The organism is Amycolatopsis sp. NPDC006131, from assembly GCF_040614175.1.
GTDB classification, from domain to species: domain Bacteria; phylum Actinomycetota; class Actinomycetes; order Mycobacteriales; family Pseudonocardiaceae; genus Amycolatopsis_E; species Amycolatopsis_E tucumanensis.
Genome location: NZ_JBEXTX010000178.1, coordinates 1 through 10,287, shown reverse-complemented (window position 1 = coordinate 10,287; position 10,287 = coordinate 1). Strand labels below are relative to the sequence as shown.

Annotated in this window: 11 protein-coding genes and 1 riboswitch; of the genes, 4 read left to right on the top strand and 7 right to left on the bottom strand. The window is 71.7% G+C overall.

Translation table 11 applies throughout. The features are described 5' to 3' along the window. Window positions 1-269 precede the first annotated feature (269 nt). Entirely contained in the window at window positions 270-638 is a 369-nt protein-coding gene (locus ABZ215_RS41840) for a YciI family protein (RefSeq protein WP_237339161.1), read from the top strand. A gap of 40 nt (window positions 639-678) precedes the next feature. Here ABZ215_RS41840 and ABZ215_RS41835 read toward each other — a convergent pair whose 3' ends face one another. Further along, complete coding sequence (locus tag ABZ215_RS41835; protein ID WP_354956367.1) at window positions 679-1,308, bottom strand: DUF5701 family protein; 630 nt, start codon at window positions 1,306-1,308, stop codon at window positions 679-681. Next, window positions 1,305-1,949, bottom strand: coding sequence for a CatB-related O-acetyltransferase (locus tag ABZ215_RS41830; RefSeq protein ID WP_237339163.1), 645 nt, complete (start codon window positions 1,947-1,949; stop codon window positions 1,305-1,307). The genes ABZ215_RS41835 and ABZ215_RS41830 overlap by 4 nt, the downstream gene beginning before the upstream one ends. Window positions 1,950-2,039: 90 nt before the next feature. Between ABZ215_RS41830 and ABZ215_RS41825 the strand changes: the two genes are divergently transcribed. Then, entirely contained in the window at window positions 2,040-2,669 is a 630-nt protein-coding gene (locus ABZ215_RS41825) for a TetR/AcrR family transcriptional regulator (RefSeq protein ID WP_354956365.1), read from the top strand. A 120-nt stretch (window positions 2,670-2,789) separates the two neighbouring features. Continuing rightward, window positions 2,790-2,924 (top strand): hypothetical protein, encoded by a 135-nt coding sequence (locus ABZ215_RS41820; RefSeq protein WP_354956363.1) that lies wholly within the window; start codon window positions 2,790-2,792, stop codon window positions 2,922-2,924. A 53-nt stretch (window positions 2,925-2,977) separates the two neighbouring features. Here ABZ215_RS41820 and ABZ215_RS41815 read toward each other — a convergent pair whose 3' ends face one another. The 3 genes from ABZ215_RS41815 to ABZ215_RS41805 are packed head-to-tail and all read right to left on the bottom strand — an operon-like array spanning window position 2,978 to window position 6,273. Beyond that, window positions 2,978-4,732, bottom strand: coding sequence for an ABC-F family ATP-binding cassette domain-containing protein (locus ABZ215_RS41815; RefSeq protein WP_020419437.1), 1,755 nt, complete (start codon window positions 4,730-4,732; stop codon window positions 2,978-2,980). After that, on the bottom strand, window positions 4,732-5,694 hold the full coding sequence (locus tag ABZ215_RS41810) for a 4-(cytidine 5'-diphospho)-2-C-methyl-D-erythritol kinase (protein WP_027936078.1): 963 nt from the start codon (window positions 5,692-5,694) through the stop codon (window positions 4,732-4,734). The genes ABZ215_RS41815 and ABZ215_RS41810 overlap by 1 nt, the downstream gene beginning before the upstream one ends. A 9-nt stretch (window positions 5,695-5,703) precedes the next feature. After that, on the bottom strand, window positions 5,704-6,273 hold the full coding sequence (locus ABZ215_RS41805) for a TetR/AcrR family transcriptional regulator (protein ID WP_020419439.1): 570 nt from the start codon (window positions 6,271-6,273) through the stop codon (window positions 5,704-5,706). Between the two features lie 143 nt (window positions 6,274-6,416). Between ABZ215_RS41805 and ABZ215_RS41800 the strand changes: the two genes are divergently transcribed. Further along, entirely contained in the window at window positions 6,417-7,832 is a 1,416-nt protein-coding gene (locus tag ABZ215_RS41800; protein WP_235716177.1) for a DHA2 family efflux MFS transporter permease subunit, read from the top strand. 48 nt (window positions 7,833-7,880) lie between these two features. On the opposite strand, the gene ABZ215_RS41795 is transcribed toward ABZ215_RS41800, so the two are convergent. Together ABZ215_RS41795 and rsmA are read right to left on the bottom strand one after the other, a co-directional pair. Next, a complete protein-coding gene (locus ABZ215_RS41795) occupies window positions 7,881-8,894 on the bottom strand; it encodes an ATP-binding cassette domain-containing protein (protein WP_020419441.1) in 1,014 nt (337 codons plus the stop codon). Window positions 8,895-9,081: 187 nt separating this feature from the next. Then, window positions 9,082-9,173: riboswitch (SAM riboswitch) on the bottom strand. A gap of 65 nt (window positions 9,174-9,238) precedes the next feature. Continuing rightward, entirely contained in the window at window positions 9,239-10,099 is an 861-nt protein-coding gene (gene rsmA, locus ABZ215_RS41790) for a 16S rRNA (adenine(1518)-N(6)/adenine(1519)-N(6))-dimethyltransferase RsmA (RefSeq protein ID WP_354956360.1), read from the bottom strand. Between the last annotated feature and the right edge of the window lie 188 nt (window positions 10,100-10,287).

Here is a 10,287-nt window from a genome sequence, read left to right as displayed (position 1 = left end):
CCAGGCCGCCCGCGACGAGCGCGCCGGCCATCCGCCGCGCCTGCTCGTGGACTTCGGCCCAGGTCCGGCGCACCGGCTCCTTCGGCTCCCCGGTGACCATGCCACGCAACTGACCACCCTCCGCAGCGGTGCGGACGAGCGTCTCCACGAACCGACTCATGGCGCTCACCTTATCCGGCGACGAAGTTCCCCGGATCGTCCCGGCGGCGGTGTCGAAACCCGCCCCCGCGCTCCGACCTCCTGGTAAGACAGCCCTTGAGGAGGCACCCGTGAAGTACTTGCTGATCATGCACATGAACCCCGCCGTGTGGGAGTCGCTGACGGAGGAGGAGCGCAACGCGATCATGAGCGGGCACGGACCGTTCATGGACGCCATCCGCGAGTCCGGCGAGTTCATCGGCACGACCGCGCTGGCCGACCCGTCGAACAGCGCGGTCGTGCGGGTGCGGGACGGCGCGCAGGTGGTGACCGACGGCCCGTACCTGGAGGCGAAGGAGTACCTCGGCGGGTACTACCTGGTGGACGTCGAAAGCCGGGAACGCGCACTGGAACTGGCCGCGATGATCCCGGACGCCGCGGTCGACGGGCTCGGCATCGAGGTCCGGCCGGTGATGTTCTCGGCAGGCACCGAGATGTGAGACCCGGTGCCGGGCGGGGTGGCCCGCCCGGCACCGGCGGTCACACCGCGCGGGAGCCGGCCGAGGCCATGCCCAGCCAGGTGTGCGGGTTGCCCTGCCAGCACCAGCCAAGCTTCGGCGCCCGCTTGCTGATCCAGATCGCCGGCACCCGCCGGTCGCCGCACCGCGAACCGCCCAGCGAGAAGCACTTGTTCTTGACCAGCACCTCCGGGAAGTGCGTGATCAGGGCGATGCCCTCCTCGATGGTGAGCTGGGTGCGGCTGCGGCCGGCGATCACCTCCATCGCGTCGTTCGGGACCGCGCCGCAGAACTCCTCGCCGCGCTCGACGTCGAACAACAGGTAGGCGTCCGGGGCCGGGAGGTCCACAGTGGACACGAACCGGTCGAGCGATCCGGGTTCGAAGGAGTGGTCGACGAACCCGGGCAGCCTCCCGCGGTGCAGGGTGGTGCGCGGCATCGTCTCCTCGATCGGTGCGACCTTCCGGGTCACGACCAGCAGGAACGGCACGCGGCCCGCCTCCGGGTCGAGGTCGCCGGCCCGGGCCGCGGCGCGCAGCGGCTCGACCAGTGCGCGGAAGCCGTCCTCGTCGAGCCCGGCGAGCGCCGGGTAGCCGCGGTCCACCAGGTTGGCGACCTGGCGGTCGAATTCGGCTGTCACGTCGAACGTCAAGCCCTTACCTCCTTGATCGCGGCGATGTCGGCGGGCGTGCCGGACATGATCGTCCGCACGTGCCGGGTGACCAGTTCGACCGGCCAGTCCCACCAGGCGGCGCGTTCGAGCCGTTCGACGTCCTCCGGCTCGTAGCGAGCGCGGATCGGCCGGGCCGGGTTGCCGCCGACGATCGTGTACGGCGGCACGTCCGCGGTGACGACCGCGCCCGCGGCGATGATCGCGCCGTTGCCGATCGTCACGCCGGGCATGACGGTCGCGCCGTATCCGAACCAGACGTCGTTGCCCACCACCGTGTCGCCCCGGCTGGGCATGTTCGTGACGAGGTCCAGTGTGGACTCCGCCCACGCGCCGCCGAACATCGTGAACGGGTAGGTCGACACCCCCATCGTCGGGTGTTCCGCCCCGGCCATCAGGAACCGCGTGCCGGAGGCGATCGCGCAGTACTTGCCGATGATCAGCTTCTCCGGCCCGTAGGCGTAGAGGACGTTGCGGGTCTCGAACTCGGTGGCGGCGTCCGGGTCGTCGTAGTAGGTGAACTCGCCGACCTGGATACGCGGATCGGTGACCAGCGGTTTCAGGAACACCACGCGCGGGTGCTCGGCGAGCGGGTGGAGCACGGTGGGGTCTGGCACGAACACCTCACAGGAGTAAACTTACTACCGACGTAAACTTATCCTGAGCGCAGGCTAGTTGTCAACGTAAAAGTAGGACGAGGGTAAGATTCGCTCATGACCGTCACGGGCCTCCGCGAAGCCAAGAAGCAAGAGACGCGGCAGTTGATCTCCGACCAGGCGACCCGGCTCTTCATGGCGAAGGGTTTCGAGCAGACGACGATCGCCGAGATCGCGGAGGCCGCGCGGGTCGCGAAGAAGACCGTGACCAACTACTTCCCGCGCAAGGAGGACCTGGCGTTCGACCACCAGGACCAGTTCGTGGCGAGCCTGGCCCGCACGGTCGTGGCTCGCGAGCCGGGTGAGTCGGCGCTGGCCGCGCTGCGCCGGGACTTCCTGGGGGCGGTCGAGCGGCAGGACCCGGTCGCGGGGTTCGCGGGCCCGGAGTTCAGCCGGATGATCGCGGAGAGCCCGACGCTGTCGGTGTGCTTGCGCGGCCTGCACGACCAGCGCGAGGAGGCTCTGGCCGCCACGCTCGCCGAAGCGACCGGAGCCGCACGCGGCGACATCACCCCGCGCGCCGCGGCGTCGGTGCTCGGTGGGGTGCACCGGGTGCTGTTCGCGCGCATCCAGGAGCTGACCCTGGCCGGCCGGGACAACCCGGAGATCGCCGCCGTGGTGGGCCCGGAGGCGGAGCAGGCGTTCGCCCTGCTGGAACCCTCACTCGGCGACTACGCCCGCGCCTGACCGGAGACCGGCACCAAGACCCCCAGTGATGGCTTCGGAGCAACCCGGCGCGCCTACTCCACCAGTTCGGAGGTCTCCAGCCAACGCGCCTCGACGTCGGTGCTCGGTGAGGTGCACCGGGTGCTGTTCGCGCGCATCCAGGAGCTGACCCTGGCCGGCCGGGGCAACCCGGAGATCGCCGCCGTGGTCGGCCCGGAAGCCGAGCAGGCGTTCGCCCTGCTGGAACCCTCACTCGGCGACTACGCCCGCGCCTGACCGGAGACCGGCACCAAGGCCCCCAGTGATGGCGTCGAAGCAGCCCGGTGCGCCTACTCCACCAGTTCGGAGGTCTCCAGCCAGCGCGCCTCGACGTCCTCGATCTCCGCGCGCACCGTCTTCAGCTCCGTGTTCAGCTCGACCAGCTTGTCCGGCTCGGTGGCGTGCTCGGCGAGCTGCTCGTGCAGCTTCGTCTCCCGCGCGTGCAGCTGGTCCAGCCGCCGCTCCAACCGGGACAGTTCCTTCTGCGCCGCCCGGAACTCCGCCGCGCTGGACGTCTTCTGCGCGGGCTTCGGCGCCGACACCGAGGCACGGGCGGACGCCCGCCGCGACAGGTACTCGTCGATTCCGCCGGGCAGGTGCGTGATCCGGCCGTCGCCGAACAGGGCGTACACCGCGTCCGTCACGCGTTCCACCAGGTAGCGGTCGTGCGAGACCACGACCATCGTGCCCGGCCAGGAGTCCAGCAGGTCCTCCAGCTGCTGCAGCGTGTCGATGTCCAGGTCGTTCGTCGGCTCGTCGAGCAGCAGCACGTTCGGCTCGGCCATCAGCAGCCGCGCCAGCTGCAGCCGCCGCCGCTCGCCGCCGGACAGGTCCTCCACCGGCGTCCACTGCCGCGCCGGCGGGAACCCGAGCTTCTCCGCCAGCTGCGACGCCGACAGCTCCTGCTTGCCCAGCACGACCCGCGCCGAGACCTCCTCGACGGCCTCCAGCACCCGCAGCTGCCCCGGCAGCTCGTCCAGCTCCTGCGACAGGTGCGCCAGCCGCACCGTCTTGCCCTCGATCCGCCGCCCCGCGACCGGCTCGCGCTCCCCTGCCAGCAGCTTCAGCAGCGTCGTCTTGCCCGACCCGTTCACGCCGACCAGCCCGAACCGGTCACCCGGCCCGATCCGCCAGGTGAGCCCCTCGACGACCGTCTTGTCGCCGGCCTTGAGGGTCACGTCCTCCAGCTCCAGCACGGTCTTGCCGAGCCGCCGCTTCGCGAACGACATCAGCTCGGCCGTGTCGCGCGGCTCCGGCACGTCCGCGATCAGCGCCTCGGCCGCCTCGATCCGGTACCGCGGCTTCGACGTGCGGGCCTTCGCGCCGCGCTGCAGCCAGGCCAGCTCCTTGCGCGCGAGGTTGCGCCGCTTCTCCTCCATCGACGCCGCGAGCCGTGCCCGCTCGGCGCGCGCGAAGATCCAGTCCGCGTACCCGCCCTCGTACTGCTCGACGCGGCCGTCGGCGACCTCCCAGGTCCGCCCGCACACCGTGTCCAGGAACCACCGGTCGTGGGTGACGACCACGAGCGCGGACCGCCGCGCCAGCAGGTGGTCGGCGAGCCAGCGCACGCCCTCGACGTCGAGGTGGTTGGTCGGCTCGTCGAGCACCAGCAGGTCCAGGTCGCCGATCAGCGCGGCGGCCAGCGCGACCCGGCGACGCTCCCCACCGGACAGTGTCGCGGTCGGGTTGTCCAGCCCCAGCTCGGTGATCCCGAGTCCCTCCACAATGGACCGGACTCGGGCGTCGGCCGCCCACTCGTGCTCGGCGTCGAAACCGGCGAGCACGGCGTCGCGGATCGAACTGCCCTCCGCCAGCTCCGTGCGCTGGGTGACCACCGCGAGCCGCAGCCCGCGGACCTGGCTCACCCGGCCGGAATCCGGCTCGGCGAGTCCGGAGAGGACCTCCAGCAGCGTGGTCTTGCCACCGCCGTTGAGGCCGACGACGCCGATGCGCTCGCCTTCGCCGACGCCGAGGGAGACGTTGTCCAGCAGCGGGCGGACCCCGTAGGACTTGGAGACCGCCTCGAGGTTGATCAAATTCGCCACTACGCGTGCACCTGCGGAGGAGTGGGCCGGTGTTCGTCGCCGCCGACGAGCCGCGCGCCCGGCACCGGGCCGTGCGCGACCCGCACCGTCCGGCACACCCCGGCGCCGGCCAGCTCGGCCGCGACCTCGAGCGCGGATTCGGCGTCAGCGCACAGGAACGCGCACGTCGGGCCGGAACCGGACACGGTGCCTGCCAGCGCGCCGGCGTTCACCCCGGCGCGCAGCGTGCGGCGCAGGCCGGGCCGCAGCGACACCGCGGCGGCCTGCAGGTCGTTGCCGAGCAGCAGGGCCAGCTGACGCGGGTCGCCGGAGGCCAGCGCCTCGACGACCGGCGCGTGCGAGCCGACGCGCGGCGGGTTGCCGGTCTCGCGGAGCCGGTCGAGTTCGGCGTACACGCGCTCGGTGGACAGCCCGCGCTGGTCGAACGCGAGCACCCAGTGGAAGGTGTGCCGCGACAGGACCGGCACCAGCTGCTCGCCGCGGCCGGTGCCCAGCGCGGTGCCGCCGTAGAGCCCGAACGGCACGTCCGAGCCGAGCTTCGCGGCGATCCCGGCGAGCTCGTCGCGCCCGATGTCCAGCTTCCACAGCGCGGCGAGGGCGACCAGCGTGCCCGCGGCGTCGGCGCTGCCGCCCGCCATTCCACCCGCGACGGGGATCCCCTTGCGGAGGACCACCCGCACGTTCGAGGCCCCGTCGGTCTTGCCGACGTGCGCGGCCAGCGCCTCGACCGCGCGCCACGCGAGGTTGCTGGCGCCGGTGGGCACGACCTGCTCACCCTCGCCGTAGACCTCGACACCCGGCTCCTCGGCCAGCGCGACGGTGACCTCGTCGGTCAGCGAAAGCGCGTGGAAGACGGTCGTCAGGTCGTGGAAACCGTCCGGGCGCAGGTCGCCGACCGACAGGTGCAGGTTGATCTTGGAGGGCACCCTGACGGTGACAGGTGGCGGTACGACGGCGAGCACCAGTCAAGCCTACGTGCCCGCTGGAGAGCGCGGAGAGGCAAGCTCCAGTGCGACGCGCAGCGCCACGTCGGCCGACTGCTCGCTCGGGTTTTCGTCCAGGAACTGCGGGTTGTTGCCGAGCATGAGCGCGACCAGGGCGAGCCGGGAGCGCAACTGGTCCTCGGGGCTCGCGTCGGCGGGGACGAGGAAGGTGAACAGCCCCTTCATCCGTGTCGCGAGCACGTGCCCGGCGTGCAGGTCCTTCAGCGCGGGCTGGTTGTCCTGCATGAACCGCATGATCGGGCCGAACCGGCCCTGGATCAGGTCGGAGAGCCTGCGCAGCAGCTCCTCGCGGGCCTGAGCGGGATCGTCCTGGGCCCGCGCCCACTCGATGATCTCGTCGAGCGAGGCGCCGATGTCCTCGATCAGGCTGTGGACGATGTCTTCCTTCGTCCGGAAGTGGTAGTAGAGAGCGGCTTTGGTCACCCCGAGCGCTTCCGCGATCTCCCGCAACGACGTCTTCTCGTAGCCCTGCTCGACGAACAGGTCCAGCGCGATCTGCTGGATGCGCTCGCGCGTGTCGGTCCGCCGCCCCGCCATGACCGTCCTTCCTGAGGAACTCTCAAACTTGCTTGACGCCCGGCTAGGAATGGACCTACCGTGTCGGCAGCGCCATTACTTGTCGGCCGACTAGTAATGCTTGCTCTCAGTCTAACCCAGTTCTCCAGCAGGGGGTTTCCACCATGACGACAACCACTCCGGCGCCGGTGACGGCGCCGGCCGACTCGAGGAAGTGGTGGGCGCTCGCCGTCGTCGGGCTCGCCCAGCTCCTCGTCATCATCGACACCACCATCGTCAACATCGCGCTGCCCACCGCGCAGGCCGACCTCGGCATGTCCGACGTGGCCAGGCAGTGGGCGATCACCGCCTACACGCTCACCTTCGGCGGTCTGCTGCTGCTCGGTGGACGGCTGGCCGACCGGCTGGGCCGCAAGAACACGCTCATCGTGGGCGCGCTCGGCTTCGCCGCCGCGTCCGCGCTCGGCGGGATGGCCACCGGCTCGGGTCTGCTCATCGCCGCCCGCGCGGCCCAGGGGGTCTTCGCCGCGCTGCTGGCGCCGTCCACGCTCTCGCTGCTGACCATCACCTTCACCGAGGCGAAGGAACGGGCCAAGGCGTTCGGGATCTACAGCGCCATCATGATGTCCGGCGGCGCGGTCGGGCTGGTCGCCGGTGGCGCGCTGGCCGAGTACGCGTCCTGGCGCTGGTGCCTCTACGTGAACCTGCCGATCGCGGTCGCCGCCGCCATCGCGGGCTGGTTCGTGCTGCCGAACGTGCCGGGCCACCGCTCGACGCGGCTGGACTGGATCAGCGGCGCGCTCGGCAGCGCGGGGATCGCCGGGCTCGTCTACGGCCTCTCCGAGGCCGCGACCCGCGGGTGGGGTTCGGCAGTGGTGCTCGGCACGCTGGCCGCGGCGGTGGCGCTGCTGGCCGGGTTCGTGTTCCGGCAGGCCCGGGTCCGGAACCCCCTGCTGCCGCTGCACGTCCTGGCCGACCGCGCCCGCTCCTCGGGCTTCCTGACCATCGCCGTCGCGGCCTTCGGGATGTTCGGGATGTTCCTGTTCCTCACCTACCAGCTGCAGGCGATCATGGGCTTCGGTGCGCTCGGCGCCGGCCTGGCGTTCCTGCCGTTCCTGCTGGGCAACGTCACGGTCTCGACGCTGCTGACGCGCCGGCTGATCCCGCGGACCGGGCCGCGCCCGCTGCTGGTGACCGGGCTCCTGCTGATGGCCGCCGGGCTCGCCGGGCTGACCCAGCTGTCGGTCGACACGTCCTACTGGGGCCTGGTCCTGCCGGTGGAACTGGTGCTGGGCGCGGGCGCCGGGCTGGCGATGCCGACGGTCATGAACATCGCGACCGCCCGGGTGGAGCCGAAGGACTCGGGGGTGGCGTCGGCGTTCATCACCACGTCCCAGCAGGTCGGCGCGTCGATCGGCACGGCGTCGCTGAACACGATCGCGGCGAGCGCGACCGCCTCGGTCGCCGGCCTGGCCCTGCCCGCGGCGACCGTGCACGGCTACGCCGTGGCGAACGGCTGGGCCGCGGCGATCGTGGCCGCGGGCGCGATCGCGGTCGGGGTCCTGGTGCGGGGCAAGTGAAAACGAGGAGGGGCGCCACGCCCGGGACGCCCCTCCTCGCGTGCCTGGTCAGGCCGCGACGATGCTCTTCGGGCCTTCCTTCGGGTGCACGACGTGCGCTCCCCGGTCGGCGATCCACGCCAGCGCCGCGTCGGCCTGGCTGCCGTTGACGCCGACGCGGAAGCGGGCCACCGGGGTGTCCCCGACGCGGGTCAGGCCGCCGCCGATGGTGGCGAGCTCGACCTCGAACCGGGCGGAGGCCTCGGGCAGCAGCGCGCCGACGGCCGCGAAGCCGATCAGCACCACGTCGACCGACCGGTCGTAGCTCGACGACTGGCTGCGCGGCGTGTCGATCGGGGGCAGCAGGCTCTGCGCGACCTTGCTCGCCGGGTTGGCCAGCAGCTCCAGCACGGTGCCCTGCTCGACGAGCCGCCCGTCCTCCAGCACCGCGACCCCGTCGCAGACGCGCCGCACCGCGGCCCCGTCCTGGGTGGTGAGCAGCACCGTCACGCCCAGCTCCGCGCGGGCGCGGTCGAGGACGGTCAGCACGGCGCCGGTCTCCTCGGCGCCGACACCGGCGGTCGGGTCGTCGGCGAGCAGCACGGCCGGGCCCGCGGCCAGCGACCGCGCCAGCGCGACGCGGCGGCGCTGGCCCGGGGTGAGTTCGCTCGGCCGCAGCGCGGCGCGCTGGGTCAGGCCGGCCAGGTCGAGCAGGCGGCCGACGCGGCTGCGCCGCTGCGGGCCCTCCAGGCCGAGCTGCTCCAGCGGGGCCGCGACGTTGCCCGCCACGGTGCGCTCGGCGTGCAGCACCGGCTGCGCGTCCAGCACCGCGACCTGGCGGCGCACCTCACGCAGCTTCCGCCCGTCGAGGCCGGTGGTGTTCAGCCCGTCCAGGCGGACGACGCCGCGGTCGGGCTTCTCCTGCAGGGCGATGCACCGGGTGAGGGTGGACTTGCCGGAGCCGGCCGGGCCGACGACGCCGAACAGGGCGCCGGCGGGCACCTCGACGCTCACGTCCCGCAGGGCGTGGACGGGCTTGGCGGCACCGGGGAAGGACTTGGTCAGGTTTTCGACAGTGATCACGAATGGCTCCAGCACAACGGGCGCGAACGCGCCGACCGCACACCAAGGAGACCGTCTACAGAGGACGGTCAGGCGAAGTCAGGAAATGGTGGTGAAGGGAAAGCGGTCAGCGACGACACGCACAGACCGTGCGACGACATTCGTCGACGACGCGGCGCCTCGTGAGCATCGTGCGGTACACAGGAATCCTCCATCGGTCCTGGCGTTAGCACCTGCCCCCGGGTGGGGTGGTTGCTGCGGCTTCGGCGAGCCAGGTCTCTCAGCCGCTCGGGATGGATACCTCAAAGAGTAGAACGGACTTCACATCTTTTTGGCAAGTCCCTGGTCCGGATCAGGGTGCGAGATCACACAAACGGTGGTAAGGACTTGCTCTTGGCGATCTTGGCGAAGTCCCTTACCCCCAGTTGCTCGCCCCGCGCGCGGGGGTCGACGCCGGCCGCGCGGAGGATCGCCTCGGCCTTCTCCCCCGAGCCCGCCCACGACGACAACGCGGCACGCAGCGTCTTGCGACGCTGGGCGAAGGCGGCGTCGACGACGGCGAAGACCTCGTCCCGGTCCGCGTCCGACACCGGTTCCGCGGCGCGCTCGAAGCCGACGAGCGCGGAGTCGACGTTCGGCACCGGCCAGAACACGGCGCGCGGCACGGGCGCGACCTTGCGGGCCGGGCCGTACCAGGCGAGCTTCACGCTCGGGACGCCGTAGGTGCGGCTGCCGGGGCCCGCGGCCATCCGGTCGGCGACCTCCGTCTGCACCATCACCAGGCCGTGCGCCAGCGACGGCAGCTCGGCGAGCAGGTGCAGGACCACCGGGACGGCGACGTTGTAGGGCAGGTTGGCGACGAGGTGCGTGGGCTGGTCGGCGAGGTCCTCGGCGGCGAGCTTGAGGGCGTCCTGGATGTGGACGGTGAACCGGGCGGCGGCCTCGGGGGCGCGCTCGGCGACCGTGGCCGGCAGGCGCTCGCCGAGGACCGGGTCGATTTCGACGGCGGTGACGTGCGCGCCCGAATCCAGGAGGCCGAGCGTCAGCGAGCCGAGGCCGGGGCCGACTTCGAGGACGTGGTCGCCTTGGCCCACCCCGGAGAGGTCGACGATGCGGCGGACGGTGTTCGGGTCGTGCACGAAGTTCTGGCCGAGCTTCTTCGTGGGACGCACGTCCAGCTCGGCGGCCAAGCCACGGATCTCGGCTGGTCCGAGCAGTGCTGTCACTCGTGGGATGGTAGCCGCTACGCGGGTTTCCACTGCGCCGGGCTTCGCTTCGCTACGCCCGGATGAGGAGTGCCCTCCCGAACCCGATCTTTCAGTGTTCGGTTGCCGAGACACCGCGTCAAGCCGGGAAAGCGTGGCTTGACCCGGTGGCTCGGCAACCGATTTGGCTGGGGATCGGGTTGCGGGAG

Excerpts from the sequence above, each read along its gene's own strand:
- ABZ215_RS41825 (WP_354956365.1), top strand. The coding sequence starts at position 2,040 with ATGACCGTCACGGGCCTCCGCGAAGCCAAGAAGCAAGAGACGCGGCAG.
- ABZ215_RS41805 (WP_020419439.1), bottom strand. The coding sequence starts at position 6,273 with ATGGCGGGGCGGCGGACCGACACGCGCGAGCGCATCCAGCAGATCGCG.
- ABZ215_RS41800 (WP_235716177.1), top strand. The coding sequence starts at position 6,417 with ATGACGACAACCACTCCGGCGCCGGTGACGGCGCCGGCCGACTCGAGG.